Raw genomic sequence first — 16,422 nt, 5'->3', positions numbered from 1 at the left:
CCGTTCCAGTGGCCAAGAACAGGAAGAAGAGCAACCGCCCAGGACGGGCTCCTGCGGGCCGTGCCGGGCGTCGGCCGAGCATGAGTCGCTCGACGGCCCGGAGGCCCGAGGGCCGCCGCAACGACAAGATCACTATCGTTTCCACCGTGATCCAACTCCTGCGGCTGGTCTGGGAGATCAGCCAGAAGATCAACTGACCAGCGCCCGATGACCTGCCCGGCCGGGGACCTGCTTGCCCGCGGCCGGGCTGGGCGCTGAGGCCTCAGATGCCGCGGCCGTCGAGTACCCTCTGGCGCCCCAACTGAAATGTTGGCTTTCCCTCGCTGGAGTCACCGGCGCGGCGGGCCCGGCAGACCATCGACTACACAGAGCTACCTGTCACTTCGCGGCAGCTTCGCGAGCAGAGGGCCGAGCCGGAGCGCTCCTTCTTCCTGGATGACGAGGACTGGGACCTCATCGCGCCGCGGAGGACGGACAGACACCGTCTCGGAATTGCCGGGGCCAGATCGCCCGCCCTGCGGCTACCGGTCACCGGGGGCTTCTGTTCAGGCGTCCTGCGCCGCGACCGCCAGGCCGACGGCGGCGGCACCCGCCTGACCGCCACCCCCGCCCGCCCACCTCCTCGCCGACGAAGCCTTCCGCGCCAACGCCGAAGCCGTCGCCTGCAGGTGTTGCCCGGCGCTGAAAACGCCAATGAAGCAGGCGTTCACGGTTGTCGACGAAGATTCCGGCGAAACGAACGTGATCGGCAAGGTGTCGCGGTAGAAGAAAGCTCCATGCGACCCGGAGCGGTTCAGCCACCGCTCCAGCCCTAACTGTCGAAGACCGCAAGGAGCGTGGATGGCTCGGCCTGCAAGCCGCGGGCAAGCTTGATCAAGGTGGTCAAGCTTGGGTTGCGACGTCCGTGCTCGATGTAGACCACTCCGCGGAAGCTCATACCACTTCTACTGGCGAGCTCCTCAAGAGTGAGCCCACGAGCCTCACGCAACCGACGCACATGCATGCCGAAGGTGTGGAGTTGAGGGTCAGGCGAATCAAGGCGAGGCACGAACTTGACTTGACATCCGCGCTCATTTGACTGCCATGAACAGTTGTGCATAATCGGCGCTAAGTGCTGTACTTCAGTCTTGTCGAGTCCAGAAGCGACCGTCGACAACGCCAGGTTTCTTGGAGAGGACGCCGCTATGCCGGCCCCGAGGAAGTACCCGCCAGAACTGATTGAGCGGGCAGTCCGGATGGTCATTGAGACGAGGTCGACCAGCCCTGGACGCTCCAGCCGCGTGCGACAGGTGGGGGAACTATTGGGGGTCCACCCAGAAGTACTACGGCACTGGGTTAAAAAAGCCGATGCGGAAGCTGGTCGAAAGGCTGAAACTTCCGCTGGCACCACTGCCCGAATTCGTCAGCTTGAGAAGGAGAACGCTGACCTGCGCCGCCTCAACGGAATCCTTAAGGCAGCTGCCGTCCTGTTCGCGGCGGATCTCGAACCGAGACAATGAACGGCTATACCGGTAACCCCTAATACTGCACATGAGCCCCGATGTTCCGTCGGTTACATGCCTTACGCGTCAGAAGCGAAACAGAGAAACCTGACAACCACGGGAAATTATCGTCACCACCTTGCGGGCGCCCGTCGGTCCATCTCCCAAGCGAGTGCACCATGAAAGGCCAGCCAGTTTCGCACGCGACCCAGTGGGTGATTCCGGGCGGGAGCAGCAGCCGTCAGCGGTTAACACTGAGATTGGTCATGCGTCCGGCTTCGAATCTCCGTGTTCAGGGGGCTGGGTCTGGAGGTCCTCACGGAAGTCGGCCTCCTCGAGGATGAGCAAGTCCTCGGGCCGACGGATGCGCACGGGTTTGGGCCGTAGCTGCCGGCCGTCGTCCACCGCGGCGGTCTCGGTCTCGGCGGGCACCCGTTGGAGCGAAGCGGCCGAGGGGTTCTTGGCCGCGCTTTTCGCCGTCTTAGTGATCGGTTTCTTCGCGATCTCAGGGACGGGTGGGCGCTTGCCCTTCAGAGCTGCGGCGAGGGTAAACATGTCACGATCCGTCCGGTCCGGAGGATGATTTGGTCCGCTGCCAGGCAGCATCGAGCCAACCCCCGAAGGGATCACCTGTTCGGAATCGACATGTCTGGGTCGCAGAAGGGGAGGTCGGCTGTCCGCAGGTCAGGACCTGCCTTGTCCGCCTACGAGGATCTTGAGCTGTCCGCTCTCAGCCGCGGAGATCAACCCGTGGGCGCAGTCGTCTGATCATCTTGGCTCTCTGGTCTCTTCCGCTATGTCGCCAGAGGATCAGTGGTGGCGGCTTTGGCGCCGCTCGGGAACACGCGGACGACCCCGCCAGCCCCGGCCGACTGTCGCAGTTGGCGATTCTCCACTTCCAGGACGTGCACGACCCTGACAAGCTGTTTGACCTGTGTTTCCAGCGTCGAGCGAGCTTTGACGGCTCTCTTGAGTTTCTCCTTGAGCTGCTCGTTGCGGTGCTGCAGATCGTCCGCGATCCGTGGCCGGCTGTCCTGTGACTTCACCAAGGCATAGAAGAGGTCCTTCATGCCCGTGTGCTTGTGGGTGAGCTTGTTGCGCTTGAGGCCCGCTTCTTCGGCGAGCGACTTCACGGTCAACTGCCCGTCCGATCGCAATGGCACTCCGACCAGTAGGCGGATCATGGCATCGGTGATGGCTTGGATCTCAGCGGCTTCCTCGGTGGTACGGGCCTGGGCTGACTGAGCAAGCACCGTGCCGATCGTGGTGGCGATGGTGGTGGCCAGGTGCGGTTCGGCCGCGGGAGGCTCCTCGTTTGCCTGCGTCTCGGTCACGTTTCGGTCTCCCCGGCCGCTGTAGCCAGCGGAACGCGGCTGGCTTCGTGCTGGGTAACGATCTCTCCGAGCATTTCGCCGCGCTGTTGCAGGCGCGTTCTGAGTGGCTGTGGCAACGCGTCATCCGTGAGTTCGCCGCGGATGCTGTCGATCTCGTCCTGAACGCGGGTCATATGCGTGTCCGAGCGAGAAATGTTTGCGCATGCCTTGTGGCAGCGGTCAAGGCTCGGCGTTCGCTGGCCAGAGGGGCCAGGAGCCCGGTCGCGATGACACAACGCCTTGAAAGGGTCGTAATTGCAGGTCAGGAACGCCTTAGGGTTCTCATAGATCCGCAGGCTGGGGTCGGTCGGCAGAGCCTTGATCTGGTTCTTGGTCAGGAAGACGCCCTCGTAGCGGGCCTTGAATTCGCGGACTGCGTCGACGTAGCGACCAGCTGCGGTTCCGCTGACGTGGTCGCCTTCCTCCAGTCGATCGGCTGCCTCGGCCAGGGTGTCCGCCATCGCCAGGCCTTGCTCAAAGTCCAGGACGTCGAGCATGTCGAACCGGGTCCGGGCGCCGTACGACTCACTCATCGAAGCGCCGACATGTCCGTACTGAATCCCGAGAGCAACTCGCCCGCCGGGCTGGCGGTAGATGTGCCAAGCGACCGTGCGGCGGAACCGGCCCAGGGCCACGATTCCATTTGGATCCGGCGGGATCAGCTCATGTGAACGACCGTGGGCAGCGGCAAGTCGGTTGGCCCAGGACATGAAGGACTGAATGCGGTCCTTCGCCATCTCAGCGGAAAGGGCTTCGCCTTTGTGTACTGCTGTTGTGCGGTGGGTGGTCAGCGAGCGCGGGAACAGCAGCCTCTCGTCGGTCAGCTCCTCGGCGACCGCGATGGCTCGGTGGACCAGGTCAATCACAGTCCAAGGCTCGGGCCGCATCTCCCCCTCTGGGATCGTGTTGCCGTCCTCACCAGTCACACCCTTGAAGTGGCGCCCTTTCACCCGGTAGCGGACCGTCCCTGCCTCTCCCTCCTCCCTGGAACAGCAGCCGCGCTCAAGGTGAAGAGCCTCCTCGGAACGCATTCCAGAGAGGTAGGTGATGACGATCAGCGCCGCTGTAGAGAGGCGAGGGGCCAGCTCGCGTGTCTGGTCAAAGGTGATCTGTGGTGTCCAGGGGCGTCCGTCGAGAGCTGCGATCGGAACGTCCAGTGGGGAGCCCGCAGCGAGGGTCAGCCCGTCGAGTTCCTCGGGGAAGTCCCGCGCAAATACGTAGACTTGTGCCGCGCTAACGCCGAGTATGCCCGCGATGAAGGTCCAACCGATGGGGAATCTGTCCTTCGGGTTCCGTGAGCCGCGGGTAAGCGCGATCGTTGGCGCCCCGGGGCCTTCGTAAGTCGGGATCGGCCGGCCAGTCGACCGTAACTCCTCGAAGTAGTCCCGGATCAACCGCCTGGCCTCGGCTGTGGGCCTGGCATTCCCCTTCTGGCCGGTCCGGACGACGTTGCCGAGCAGGCGTCGCCGCTCGCGGACGGCGGCCAGGATGCCGGGGGCGATGTCGGTGATCATCCGTAGGGCCCAGATCAGCAATGGGGCCATGGTTGCAGGATGGATCACCTCAGTGGAGTTCTCACCACGGGGCGGATCGTCGTTCTCGCCCAGAAACTCGGTCAGCTCCACCTCGGGGTTGTCCCAGGGGGGCATGCAGAGCCGGTCGCTCGGCAGAAGGAACGGGCTGTAGGCCCACATTCTGGTGATCGCGAAGAGCCAGTTCCGGTCGTGTGCCCAGGTACGGCCGAGTCCTCGCAGATGGCCCGCGTAGTCCCGCAGGTCGGATACGGTCACCTGGTCGAGGCTGGTGATCTGTCGGGCCACAAGCCAGCGGGCGAAGTGCCTCCAGGCAACCCAGGCCGCCTCAACCGTGCCAGCTGCAATTGAAGGACGGGCCGTCGACCCAGGTCGCTTCAGCACGAAGTCCGGGGTGGGGAGATTGATCAACGCCCAGGTCACGTGCTTTAGGGATGCCCGCAGCGGCTCCGGAACCGTACCCCAGTGGAGTGTCTTCCCTCTCCCGCTCTCCTTCTTCTCCATGTCGGAAAGGCACCAACTCGATTCCGCGAAGCGGGACATCATGGCGAGATCGATGCCAGGCCGGGCACGCTGCATCGGGATGACCAGGGCGTCCGGGGGCGGGGCCACCAGGACAACGGGCAAGGCATCGGTCGTCGTGATCACGAGTCCAGCCTTCTTTCCAACATGCGGTCGATGAGTTCTTTTTCGCGGGCCGTGAGGCCTTCCAGCAGTGCTGGCCATCGCTCGGTGCTGGTGTGCCTGTCCAGCAGGTCCTTGACCCGCGTGTGATGCTCCAGCCAGTCCGTCGTCCATGCCTCCGCCGCGACCACCGATCTCAGAGCGTCCAGAGACTGGAAGAGATAGACGATCCTCGGCAGGTGGCGGCCGGTGGCAAGCGCGTTGGGGCAGGCAAAGCACATCAGGAACGACACCGAGCAGGGCCCGGACGGGGTGAAAATGCTGTGCTCGTAGTCGGTGCAAGCTGACGCCGCCGTATCCAACTGTCCCTGGACTGCCGCACGGGCGGTCGCCATCGGCAGGCCCGTCTGCTGAGCAACGTGCTCGACATCCTGCTCCGAGTCGCCCGTCACCTGCTCGATCATGGTGATCCGCAGTTGAGCGCTGGCTGCGGCGACCGCCTCGGTCAGGCCTTGCGTGACAACATCCGCAGCCTCGTCACGGACGGTGTCGTCCTGCATGAGGTAGGCGTCGCGGTAGACCTTCGGGGTGTTGTTGCGGGGGCCGCCATGGATCACTTGCACCGAGTGGCGCAACCTGCTGGCGTTGACCCCAATAGGGAAAGTGGCGTCGGCCGCTGCCGTGGCCTTGATCCACGAGTAGACCGAGAACTCCAGGGAGCGGTCACTTGCAAAGGCGCCCGTTTTTGAGGTGCCAGGGAGAATCCTTCGAGCCAGTAGCAACAAGGAGGTCGGCTGACCGAGCCCTGCCAGTGTCTCGCGGCAGTGCCGGGTCATCGCGACGGCCTGGCGCATAGCCCAGCCCGCGCTCGACGCCCCGGTATCCACGAGATTGTTCGACTGGTGGCGTCGTAGCCGCCCTCTGCGGGCCTTGTCCGTCTCCACCCAGTGGATGGCTGGCTCTGGTTTCTCTCCGTCGGCGTTCGGCCAGAACTCGGGAACCTGCATCTTCCTCAGGACCGACAGATTCCAGGCGTCGTAGCAGATCAGCAGGACGGCAGCCGCCCCCGTCTCCTGCGGGGTGGGAAATAGCCGTGCAACGAACCGACCGAAGCCTTCGTCCTTCATCACCGCCTTGGTCATGCCCGTGACCTGGCCACAGGGATATCGCGGCAGGTCAGCGGTCCGGCTCAAGCAGTCCAGCAGTTGTCCCCGTCGCCACTCCGCAGTGTCCTCGGGAACGACCCCCTCTCGCCAGCGGGCGAGTTCGCGACTGTTGTCCTCGATGCGCAGGCAAGCCGTACGAACCGTTCTCGCAGCTGCGTCACGGACCGCCTTCAGCTCGCCTCGGGTCAGGGCCCTCTTGCTGACGCGCTTTGGTGCCCTGCCCGACCGGACCTCAACAGCCGCCTGGGTAGCAGCAGGTAGTCGGCCCGTCGCCACCAGCACGGTCGGAATCCGGCGGGCCGTCGTCTTGTGGGCCAGGCGAAATGCCTTCCAGCCAGATGGTGTCAGCTGTTCCAAGGATTCCAGCCGTAGATCATCTTGGGCCGTGTCGCGGAGAAACATGCCCAGATACTTGAAGTAGGTCTGGCAGGTGTCCTCGCTGGTCCAACTGCTTCGCGCCCGCGCGGCAAACCCTGCGGCGAGTTCTCGTCGTAGCTGTTCCGAGCCCTTCAGCTGACCGAAGTCGAAGACCCCCAGTGGCTGGCCTGCTTGGCCTACCGGGCGGACCACCAAGCCGGTCTCATCCACGGTCGAGGGACGTCGGTAAGCCTGAGGCGGCAGCGTTGCCCGGCGCCCCGGCCCGCTCACGCAGCGTCCAAGATCAGGCCGGTCCGCTGGGCCAGGTCGGCCAACAACTGATCGCTGTAGGGGTTGTCGTCATTGAGCAGCGACTCCAGCTGCAGGCCCCTGACCGGCTCCAGGTAGATATCCCTCGTGGTCTCCTCTGAGGCGTGTCCTAGCAGGTCCTTCACCATCTGCCAGACCTCGCCGAAGACCTCTTGGTAGCGACGCCGCTCGTCCGTCGTCAGGCCGAATCTGCGGTCAAGAGCGTGGTTGAGCGACAACAGCATCCGCAATGCCATCGAGTGCCGGAGCATGTGCGGGGTGGCGAACACGCTTAATCCCAGCCGGGCGCAACGGTCGTTGGCGCGCTCGAAGACTTTGCTCCAGCTGCGGTAGCGGAACGGCATCCCACTCTCCGTCAGCCAGAGCATCGCCGGCTCCAGACCATCCTTGGTCTCGGTAAACAACAGGAGCCGCTGCCTGTCATCGAGCTGGTCCAGGTTCGCCTCGCCCCGGCGGCCGTCCGCCTCGCGCCAACGGACTTTGCCCTGCCGAGAGATCGCCTCGATCACCCTCCGGCCCGGAACCTGCTCGTAGTCCCCGCGCTGTTGTGCCTTACGGACGACCTGAGCCCTCGTGCTGATCCGGTAGGCCTCCACCGACTTCAGTGCCGTGTGACCGACGTAGAAGTAGCGCCCTGCCCGCTTGGCGACCGCCCTAGCGACGCTACCCGAGCTGTATCGACGCTGGTCTGCCTGCGGGAGTTCGGCCGTCAGCAGTGTGCCTGCCTCACGACGACGCAGGCCTGACGAGTAATCGAAGTCCGCGAACGCGACGTCACGGCCGTCATTCCGCCCCCGCCACCCGGGGTCTTCCAGGCCGTCCGGACCCAGGCCCCCCAGACCGACATCCCTCCAAAGGCGGAAAGCCCGCGGTGTCAGCCACTTGACGTGCGAGGAGCGCGTATCCCGCGCGGCCAGATCGGCGGCCTGGAGGACCGCCCCCTCCATCGTCACCACGGTATGCGTACGAACCGGGTTGGCCGCCAAGTACTTCCGGGCCACGGCGACGTCGTAGAGCAGACGCAACGCCGCCAGTTCTCGGTTCCACTTCGAGCCACCGATCAGCCTCGGATTGCCCACTCCGCGAAGCCGCCACTCCTCCCAGTCCTCAAGGTCCTCCGCCGTCGCTTCGTCCCAGTTCCGGCCCCGCTGCCACAAGAACGTGAAGAACAGCCGGTAGTCCGACATGTACGTCTCCTGCGTACCAGCGGACTTCGCCGAGAACTTAGACCGACGGAAGATATCGCTCAGACGCCAGTCCACCTGGCCGAGCGGTGACAGCAAGATCGGCTGTCTCTCCCTGAACCCGAGCTCCCGCTCACGCTGGTGAAGCTCTTCCCACCCATCGAGCCCGCTCTGCGTTCCGTCCGGTGTACCCCCGCCGCCGACCCAGAACAGGCGCCATCGATCCACAACACAACACCCCGCGCATACAACTCGCCCTGTAGCAACACGTGGAACGTATACGGAACCCCGCCTCACCGGGACAGACGAACCTCACCCCGGCGTCCCGCGCGAGGGCGAGGTCGCGCTCCGGGTCGGCCCGCGCGGCCCTGGCCCGCAACCCGGCCCACCGCCTGTCGGTCATCCCCGGGGGCCGCCCCGCGTCCGCGTACAGGCTTCGGACCGCTTCCGGCGCTCCCACCTCCCGGATCCAGCGTCCGCAGACCTCGTCACCCGGTTCGACGACCCGGGACAGCGTGACGCGGGCCCCGCGCTCGGCGGCCGTCATGCCGGCGAGCCGATCGCCATCGGTACCCCGCGCGGGACGCCGGTGCGCAGCTGGAGGGCCAGGGCGACGTCCCCGGCGTCGGGCCGGTCGTGTCCGGACAGGTCGGCGACCGTCCACGCGACCCGGAGCACCCGGTCGAGCCCGCGGGCCGTCAGCAGTCCCCGCTCCAGGCCCCGCTCGGCCTCGTCCATCGCTCCGGCCCGCGCCTGCCAGCGTCCGCGCAGCTCACGGCCCGGTACCTCGCTGTTGGTGTGCCAGGGCGTTCCCTTCAGGCGCTCCGCGGCCCGCTCACGGCCGGCGAGCACCCGGTCCGCGACCGTCCTCGTCGACTCGCCCCGGGCGCCGCCCGCGGTCAGTTCGGCCCGGGTGACCGGTTCGACGTCCACCCGCAGGTCGACCCGGTCGAGGAGCGGCCCGGAGAGCCTCGACTGATAGCGGCGGATGACGGAGGGCGGACACTCGCAGAAGTCGTTCGTCGTGCTGAAGCGCCCGCAGGGGCAGGGGTTGGCGGCCAGTTTATGGCTAGGTGATTTTCATGTCCGTTGTCCACGACTCCCCTGTCCACGACTCCCCGAACAAGGGTTGACGGGTTGACGAGGTTGACGGGTTGACGCACTCTGGAGATGTGACAGAAGCCAGAGAAGAAATGATCAAGGGGTTCATCGAAGAGGTGAGCACTCTCCCTGAATCCGCCTTGGACCACATGCGTCCCATGGTCGCCCGGCATCTGGGGCAGCAGGCCGCTCAGTCGGTACTTGCTCCGATGATCTGGGCCGAGAGTGTTGGCGAGATGATCGACACCTCTCGCTTGAGTTTGATGATGGGAGTGAGCCGACAGGCGCTCGCCAAGCGGGTTGCAGCTGGGAGGCTGCTTGGTCTCCCCGGCCGAGGAACCACACACTTTCCCGTGTGGCAGTTCCGACCAGATTGGTCCGTGTCTCCCGACGCCACCGACATCTTCAAGATCTTCCGCGAAGCCCTCGGGCGCCTCGACCCCTATGCGGTGAGTGCTTGGATCAACACCGCGTCCAGCGAGCTGAACGGCCTGACGCCAGGACAATGGCTGGCTCGAAAGCCGGACTCGGAGCCTGTTCTCGCTGTGGCTCGTCGTGCGGCAGAGAGGCTCGCGTCGTGACAAGCAACTTTCCTCCGGAGGATCCGCGCGAGCTGGCTGGCTTCCCGACAGCGGAAATTCAGCACAGCCTTTTCCGCATCCACCGGGCCACCCGGGACGCAAGGTACTTCGGCATGAAGGGTCTCTTCCGTTGGGACGACCCGCGTGGAACGAACAGCGAGTTCGGCACGTGTTATCTGGCTGAGAGTGAGACCGGCGCCTTCCTGGAGACGCTCAGCGGTTTCAGTCCGCTCTCCGAGCAGCTCGTGAACGACCGCCGAATGAGTGAGCTGCAGTTCGTTCCCGGTGCCGTCGGTCGCATTGCCGACGTCACCCATGAGTCAGTCGTCGGCAACTACGGCATCTTCGGTGATCTTTCTGCTGATGGCAGCTATCAGCTGTCGCAACAGTGGGCCTTGGCTCTCTGGAAAGCCGGGTTCAACGGCGTGCAGTATCGCGCCCAGCATCACCCAGGGTTCTCAGAAACTGCAGTCGCCTTGTTCGGTCCGCCTGGCGAACAAGGCCCTGGCCCCGGACTTCTTGAGTATGGCAAGCCTGAACCGGACGGCGGCCCCGAGCCGATCTCCGAGGCGCTTCTGGACGAGATGAAGAGGCGCTTCAAGATTCTTGTCGTCCCGGCGGTTCCTCTGCCGTGGTGAGGAGTAACTGGTCGGTGGGCTCGGCTGCCGCGTGCAGTTGAGCTCACCAGCTGGCCGATCATTGGTGGGAGCGATAGTCAGAGAGCCGGACGACGCCACTGAACTTGGCCAGCTCGTTCTGCATCCTCCTGTTCTCGATGGTCAGACGGCGGATGTGGTCCTCGTAGATGTGCAGGTGCCTGGTTAGTTCGTCCTTCTCGCGCCGGAGGCGGGCGATCGTCTCGCGGTCGCTGGTCGGGTCCTTGGCGGGTCGCGGTTGGCGGGTGCGCCGTGCGGCGTCTCGAGACAGGTAGTCGGTGACGGCGGGACCGAAGTCGCGGTAGAGAGTCTGGCGTTGGACGCCCAGCTGTCTCGCGAGAGCGGTGACGGTGGCAGCCTTCCCGGCTTCGGCGGCCTGGGCCAGAAGACCTTCGATGACTTCAGCGACCGTCTCGGTGGTCAGCGCGTGCTTCCTCATGCCGAGGTCTCCGCTGGTTCGAGGGCGCCGGCCCGGGCGAGGAAGGACCGGATTTCAGCGCGGTCCTCTTCGAGGCGGACGCGGACGCGGGGCGCCAGCGTGTCGGCGGCTTGGAGTCGTGTGTCCTGTTCAGCTAGACGCTGGAGCCATGCCTGGATGTTGGAGTCGGTCAGGGCGACGTTGCGGCAGGCCAGGGGCTTGCACTGGCCGGGGTCCGGGGTCGTGTCGCTCTCGCCGGGCAGGCGGCAAAGGCGCCGGTTGGCGTTGTCGGTGCAGGTGATGAAGCGGCCGGGGTAGATCTTTGGGTCGTCGCGGGCCATGAGCTTCTTCATCTGTGCGTCGTCTGGTGTGCGGCCGAGGAAGCGGATCCGGTCACCGAACTTATCCAGACGGGAGCGTGCCTCCTCGGCCGAGGGACCTCGCAGCTGCTCGTGGTCGTGGCGGTCGACCATGATGGAGAGGCCTTCGCCGCGGGCGAGAAGGGCTTCTTGCTGGGCTTCCGCTCGGAAGCCAGCCTTCGATGTTCCGGCGTATCCCTCGAACATCTGAACACTGAGATGTCGGTATTGGATGGCGCCAGCGATGCTGCCGCCGGGGCGGCGGCCGATGAACCAGGCCAGGGTTCGGCGGAACTGTGCTGTGCTCAGTCGCCAGGGCAGACCCTTGACATTCGGGATGCCGTCGTCGCGATGGGTGCGGTGGCAGTAGTCGTTGACCCACGTGATCAGCAGGTTCAGGTCTTGGTTGGTCCCCTTGGACGTCTTAGCCCCTGTCGAACGGGGTTTGAGATGCGTCGGCGAACTAGGGGGAATCGCGAACAGCCAGCGCTGGCGCTTGGGCTGCAGCCTCTCAAGCACGGCAACCGCAGCCGAGACGGGGTGGCCGACGACCCACGTCGCACGGACTCCCATCGGGCTGCCTTCGCCCTTGAAGGCCATGCTCGTGATCTTCCTCCGTGTGATCCGTCCCGTCCGATCGGCATCCACTGTCAGGCATCCGCGCTTCAGATGCTTGACCTCGCTGTCACGCATTCCGGAGAGGTAGGCGATGACGGTGTAGGCGGCGGCAGTCAGGACACGGATGAGATCAGTTAGATCAGTGTCGTAAGAGATCTGCTTCAACCAGGGCTCACCATCCAGCAGGCCCCGGACTCGGGTGTGGAGGTATGCGTTGTCGGCGACGCCCACCTCCTGGCGGGTTTGTTCGATCAGCTCCCAAGCCTGGGGCTCGGTCAGCGAACGCCGATTGCAGTCGAGCTCGCGGGCCAGGTGGCTGACGTTGATCCCGTGTGGGCCGCTTGTTCCACCGGGTAGAGGCCTGCCTTCGTCCCGGTAGCGCCGCAAGAGCGTCTCGAGCCGGCGGCGGGCACCGCGGCCGGCCCTGGCATCGCAGAGCGTCCTCTTCTGGAGGGCCAGCCATTCGTCCTGGGCGGCCAGGATGTCGTCGGCGAAGTCGTTGACGAACCGCATCGACCAGACCAGGAGCGGGCCGATGACCGATTCCGGGATCCGACGGCGAGCGTTCTCCCGCCTCCTGCCTTCCGATGCTTCGTGCCAGTCGTCCTCGAGCCGCTCAGGATCAAAGAGAAGGTGGTCACCGTTGAGTGACTCCCTCCAGGTCCAGAGCAAGCGGACGGGTCGGCGATGCTCACCTCGTCGTCCGGAGGAGGTCACCGTGGCCAGCAGGTGCTTCTGGAAGAGGCGGAGCATGTCGGGCGTGAGCGAGTCGAGGCGAGGCGAGTTCTGAGCCGGCTTCTCCAGCCAGTCGAAGAACTCCTTGATCGCCTGGAAGTGGCCGTGGATGGTCACCACTCCGCGGTTGCTTTCACCCACTGGTGGCGTCCCCGCCAGCAACGCGTAGAAGAGGTGCTTGACGATCAGCCGATAGGCGGCAGGAATCGCCCGGAAGTTCAAGATCAGGGACTGCTGCTGCTGTTGCAGCAGTGCCGGCGTCAGCCTCCAGACGTCGTCGGCGAAGCGCGAGGTATCGCCTCGGCGGACCCCCTTTCGCAGACGGCGGCGTCCCAGGACCAGGGCGTCGGGACGGACCGGAGAGTATGGCGGTGCCAACTGCATCAGACCCATGCGGTCTCGTCCTCCTCGGGACCGTTGAGGAGGGAAAGCACCCGGTCGGTTGGCTTGGCGTCCTCGGCCGCAGCCCGTTCCTCCGGAGTGAACCTGGGCAGAATGTCCTCGTTGATGGCCAGCCATGCCTGTCCGTAGTCGCGCCACCAGGTGTCGCGGTCGGTGCCTTCCCACCGCTCGGCAAGCTCATCGAGCAATGCAAGCTGGGCGGGCAGGTGGGCAGCTGTGGCGACAGCATTTCGGCAGGCGAAGCAGGTCAGGAACGAGTCCCGGCAGCCGCCGTCGGACTCAGCGCATGCCGCGAACGCGGTGTCACGCTCTCCTGCCAGAACCTGGCGGGCCGTCTCCTCGTCCAGGCCGACGTCAGCGGCTGGACGGCTGGGACCATCCTCGGTTGGGCCGGGCAAGATCCTCATTTCGCCCTGGTCTTTGCGGGCCCGCTGGTAAGCGGCGCGGGCAGCAGCCTCGGCGTCCTCCAATGCCTCGGTGACAATCTCTTCGGCCCAGTCCTGAACGTCGGGATCGCCTCTGAGGTAGTTCCGGAAGAGCACGTCCTGGGTGTTCGACACAGTCGAAGAGGGCAGATGCCCGCCTGCCGCCCGCGTGTTCATGCGATCGACCGTGGTCTTGAGCCGACCGAGATCGAGTTTGAAGTTCGGCAACCGTGCTAGCTCAGGACAGGTGTCAACCCAGTCGACCAGGGCGTAATTGAAGCCAAGGCGCTTGTCGAAGGGGTTCTTGTGGCCGTGGGTCTCCCCCTTGCCGTTCATCGATCCGTTCGTCCAAACCGACCAGACCAGCGGTGAATGGCTGATCAGCCGGCCTCGTCGGGCGAGACGCTCGCAAAGCAGGTAGTACCCACCAGACGTCTTCAACCGTTCGCTTTGGCGGCCGACGTCCCAGGTCACCTCCTCAAACCAGCGGTCCGCTCCGCGACGACGTTTGACGATCTCCATCGCGACCGCATGTCCGTCGATCAGTCGGTGTACCGCCGGAAGTTCCTTGATCGTTTCCGCGTTGCGGCCAGTAACCGCGACCCCGAGCACCACCAGCGGAATCATGTCGTCATGGGTGAGGAACAGCTGACGCGCCAGTCGAAGGCGGGCCGGCAGGTCGGGCGCGCTGCCCTTCTCACCCCGGCTCGTCGTCCGCAGGACAGTCGGAATCCGGCCGGTTCGAGCTACTTCCGCCAGTACCGCCCCGCGCTCTCGCTCCGGGCCCGTTAACTCGGTCGGAGCGCTGGTGTAGCGGGCCAGCAGAGTCTCCCCATCCCGGATTCGCCGATAGATGTCCACGACCGCGCTGCGGGCGGCTGTCACAACCTGGTGGAACGTTGCGTCGTCGTAGCCGGGCAAACTTCGGACCTTCCGCTGGTCGATGCGCTCGACCTGCCAGATCATGTCGAGCACGTCCGGCCGCAGGGTGCCCGGCGGAACCTTCCGCAGAAGGCTATGCAGCAGTTTGAAGTGGTCGAACAGCCCTCGCTCGCGCATGCCGGCTTTGACATGCAGCCTGTAGCGCTTCATGTGGGAGCCCGTCAGGCGGGATAGATCCCTCGGTGGTCGGGGCAACGTGTTCAGGAACCGCAAGAACCTCTGGATGACGGTCCATTGCCCGTTCGCGCTGGCCACCGTGTTGAGCTGATTGCCACCAAACCGGGCGGCGAAAGCCCGGGCAACGACTTCGTGCAGTTCGGGCAGCGGTAGGTCCTCAAAGCTGTAGACCGCCTTGCGGTGATCCCGGCCCGTGAAGTTGACGACAAGTCCCCGGTCACCGTCATGGGCAACGACCGGAGGCGGTTCGTAGAGCCCTGCGGGCTGGGGTGACGAGCGACCCGGAGCCGTGCGGGGGCCTGGCAATGAGACCGCGTCGGAGTTATCACTCATACCCACTCCTCCGCCAGGAAGGAGTCCTCGTCCCAGGCGTCCTCGATCGTGCGGCATTCCTCGGCCTCCACGGCCTTGGCCATGTCGTCGAGGTAGGGCCGGTCGGGATGCTCCCAAAGGTCGGGCACCAGCATCAAGCGAGTCTCCATCTCGAGCTCCCGCAACGTGTGCAGGTAGTTCTGCGTCGTCTCAAGAGATGCGTGTCCAAGTCGAATGCGGACCCAGTCCAGCGGGTCGCCCCAGATCATCCGGTAGTGCCGGCGCTGAACCATGTCCATCGCACTGAGGGACTCAAGGTGGGCCCGCTGAAGCTGTTCCAAGGTCACGACCGCGAAGCTGTGCCGCAAGGCATGCGGATGCCCGTGGATCTTCACTCCGAGCAGGCGGCAGCGCTTGCTCGCCTCCCGGAACACCCACTTCCAGGCGTGCAAGGTCAGCGGCGTGCCGTCTTCTGACAGCCAGAGTGCGGCCGGCTCGAGCCCTCGTTCGGTGGTTGTGAACAGCCGCAGTCTTTCCTCCGGGTCCAGGTCCTCCACCAAGTGCCACTTGTCCCCGATCCGAACCCGCGTCGTCCCCGGCTCAACCACCAGCTTGTCCTCGACCGCCTCGTAGCGGCCCGCAGCCTGAGCTCTGGCCACGGCGTCAGCCCGGTCGATCTCGACATAGTCGACGATGGCCCGCAGGCCTCCATCGGGAATGTAGACATCGCGGCAAGACCCACCCTTGGCGATCGCCTCCGGCAGCCAGAACCGGTAGTAGGCGCTCAGGCCGTCGTGGTCGGGGAGCTCGAACAAGGTCAGCGCTGACTGTTCCTCCAGCCTCAACCCTGTGCGAACCATGAGGTCGGTGTAGGCCGAGTTCCTCGCGATCCGCTTCCCGCGGAAAGACGGATCCTTCAGCCCGGTCGGCAGATAGCCGCGAATCCCGACATCCCTCCAGCTTCGGTATTGCTCCGGTGTCAGCCAGACGACTTTCTTCCTGCGGGCATCCGGCCGCTTCTCCGCAGCAGTCTTTCCCGCTTCTTCGCCCCGTCGAGGCCGACGGCGAGACTCGCCAGCACGGCGACGGCACGCTCGCTCATCGATCGGATTCGAGGCCGTGTACTTGCGCTTGCCAGCCCATCTGTAAAACCCGTAGGCCATCGACACCGCATGGTTCCAGGACGACCCAATCAGCCTCGACCCCTGCGGATCATCGCACCGCCAGAACTCGTAGACCTCACGATCACGGACGGTGGCGTCCCGCCACCCACGAGCCCGGCCCGGTGCCGCCGATTCGGTCCCTTCAGTCCCGTCAGCCACCGGCGGCCTGTGATTCCAGAGGAAGTCACAGAACGTACGCATCTCACGCGCAGAGCCAGACCTCGTATGACGAGATCCACCGATCATCTGCGTCGACGTCCAATAGCCATTCAGCTCGATGTCGTAGGAGCCATCAGGAGCGATCAGGAAGGGCGTACCCTCGCCGATCCCCTCGCTGTCCAGCCAAGCGGCCATACCGGCCGCACTGAACTCCTCTGAGAGCTCCCGCAGCAGCGGCCTCGGCTCCCGAGGAGGTCGCCTCCGTCGTTTCGTCACACTCATGCGCCACTTGGCGTCGTTCCCCTCCACACAGGAGACAACGACGCA

At 65.1% G+C, this 16,422-nt stretch carries 12 protein-coding genes and 2 pseudogenes; 2 read left to right on the top strand and 12 right to left on the bottom strand.

The window, feature by feature from the left end; genetic code table 11:
* Positions 1–811 precede the first annotated feature (811 nt).
* The 8 genes and pseudogenes from WJM95_RS23990 to WJM95_RS23955 all read right to left on the bottom strand — a co-directional run.
* Positions 812–1,003 carry a helix-turn-helix transcriptional regulator gene (locus WJM95_RS23990; RefSeq protein ID WP_339135797.1) on the bottom strand — a complete coding sequence of 64 codons (192 nt, stop codon included), beginning with the start codon at positions 1,001–1,003 and terminating at the stop codon, positions 812–814.
* A gap of 742 nt (positions 1,004–1,745) precedes the next feature.
* Entirely contained in the window at positions 1,746–2,036 is a 291-nt protein-coding gene (locus WJM95_RS23985) for a hypothetical protein (protein ID WP_339131859.1), read from the bottom strand.
* Between the two features lie 239 nt (positions 2,037–2,275).
* Positions 2,276–2,815: a hypothetical protein gene (locus WJM95_RS23980; RefSeq protein WP_339131858.1), complete on the bottom strand. Its 540-nt coding sequence runs from the start codon at positions 2,813–2,815 to the stop codon at positions 2,276–2,278.
* On the bottom strand, positions 2,812–5,034 hold the full coding sequence (locus tag WJM95_RS23975) for a hypothetical protein (RefSeq protein ID WP_339131857.1): 2,223 nt from the start codon (positions 5,032–5,034) through the stop codon (positions 2,812–2,814). Before WJM95_RS23975 ends, WJM95_RS23980 begins: the two co-directional genes overlap by 4 nt.
* On the bottom strand, positions 5,031–6,764 hold the full coding sequence (locus tag WJM95_RS23970; RefSeq protein ID WP_339131856.1) for a hypothetical protein: 1,734 nt from the start codon (positions 6,762–6,764) through the stop codon (positions 5,031–5,033). The genes WJM95_RS23975 and WJM95_RS23970 overlap by 4 nt, the downstream gene beginning before the upstream one ends.
* Before the next feature lie 56 nt (positions 6,765–6,820).
* A complete protein-coding gene (locus WJM95_RS23965) occupies positions 6,821–8,275 on the bottom strand; it encodes a site-specific integrase (RefSeq protein WP_339131855.1) in 1,455 nt (484 codons plus the stop codon).
* Positions 8,276–8,336: 61 nt separating this feature from the next.
* A pseudogene (locus WJM95_RS23960) lies at positions 8,337–8,594 on the bottom strand (DNA-protecting protein DprA); the annotation flags it as partial.
* Positions 8,591–9,109: pseudogene (locus WJM95_RS23955) on the bottom strand (ATP-binding protein); the annotation flags it as partial. The pseudogenes WJM95_RS23960 and WJM95_RS23955, both read right to left, overlap by 4 nt.
* A gap of 110 nt (positions 9,110–9,219) precedes the next feature.
* Between WJM95_RS23955 and WJM95_RS23950 the strand changes: the two are divergent.
* Both WJM95_RS23950 and WJM95_RS23945 read left to right on the top strand, forming a co-directional pair.
* Positions 9,220–9,729 (top strand): hypothetical protein, encoded by a 510-nt coding sequence (locus tag WJM95_RS23950; RefSeq protein ID WP_339131854.1) that lies wholly within the window; start codon positions 9,220–9,222, stop codon positions 9,727–9,729.
* On the top strand, positions 9,726–10,367 hold the full coding sequence (locus tag WJM95_RS23945) for an RES family NAD+ phosphorylase (protein ID WP_339131853.1): 642 nt from the start codon (positions 9,726–9,728) through the stop codon (positions 10,365–10,367). The genes WJM95_RS23950 and WJM95_RS23945 overlap by 4 nt, the downstream gene beginning before the upstream one ends.
* 58 nt (positions 10,368–10,425) lie before the next feature.
* On the opposite strand, the gene WJM95_RS23940 is transcribed toward WJM95_RS23945, so the two are convergent.
* Genes WJM95_RS23940 through WJM95_RS23925 form a run of 4 tightly spaced genes read right to left on the bottom strand, consistent with a single transcriptional unit; the run spans position 10,426 to position 16,290 of the window.
* A complete protein-coding gene (locus tag WJM95_RS23940; protein ID WP_339131852.1) occupies positions 10,426–10,824 on the bottom strand; it encodes a hypothetical protein in 399 nt (132 codons plus the stop codon).
* Positions 10,821–12,908, bottom strand: coding sequence for a hypothetical protein (locus WJM95_RS23935; RefSeq protein ID WP_339131851.1), 2,088 nt, complete (start codon positions 12,906–12,908; stop codon positions 10,821–10,823). Before WJM95_RS23935 ends, WJM95_RS23940 begins: the two co-directional genes overlap by 4 nt.
* Complete coding sequence (locus tag WJM95_RS23930; protein ID WP_339131850.1) at positions 12,899–14,794, bottom strand: hypothetical protein; 1,896 nt, start codon at positions 14,792–14,794, stop codon at positions 12,899–12,901. The genes WJM95_RS23935 and WJM95_RS23930 overlap by 10 nt, the downstream gene beginning before the upstream one ends.
* On the bottom strand, positions 14,791–16,290 hold the full coding sequence (locus tag WJM95_RS23925; RefSeq protein ID WP_339131849.1) for a site-specific integrase: 1,500 nt from the start codon (positions 16,288–16,290) through the stop codon (positions 14,791–14,793). Before WJM95_RS23925 ends, WJM95_RS23930 begins: the two co-directional genes overlap by 4 nt.
* Positions 16,291–16,422: the final 132 nt, after the last annotated feature.

Origin of the sequence: Streptomyces sp. f51 (assembly GCF_037940415.1) — a bacterium.
Classification (GTDB): domain Bacteria; phylum Actinomycetota; class Actinomycetes; order Streptomycetales; family Streptomycetaceae; genus Streptomyces.
This window is presented reverse-complemented; position numbering and strand designations above follow the sequence as displayed.

What these genes read in the sequence shown, in the direction of transcription:
- WJM95_RS23990 (WP_339135797.1), bottom strand. Translation starts at nt 1,003, where the DNA reads ATGCATGTGCGTCGGTTGCGTGAGGCTCGTGGGCTCACTCTTGAGGAG.
- WJM95_RS23985 (WP_339131859.1), bottom strand. Translation starts at nt 2,036, where the DNA reads ATGTTTACCCTCGCCGCAGCTCTGAAGGGCAAGCGCCCACCCGTCCCT.
- WJM95_RS23940 (WP_339131852.1), bottom strand. Translation starts at nt 10,824, where the DNA reads ATGAGGAAGCACGCGCTGACCACCGAGACGGTCGCTGAAGTCATCGAA.
- WJM95_RS23935 (WP_339131851.1), bottom strand. Translation starts at nt 12,908, where the DNA reads ATGGGTCTGATGCAGTTGGCACCGCCATACTCTCCGGTCCGTCCCGAC.
- WJM95_RS23930 (WP_339131850.1), bottom strand. Translation starts at nt 14,794, where the DNA reads ATGAGTGATAACTCCGACGCGGTCTCATTGCCAGGCCCCCGCACGGCT.
- WJM95_RS23925 (WP_339131849.1), bottom strand. Translation starts at nt 16,290, where the DNA reads ATGGCCGCTTGGCTGGACAGCGAGGGGATCGGCGAGGGTACGCCCTTC.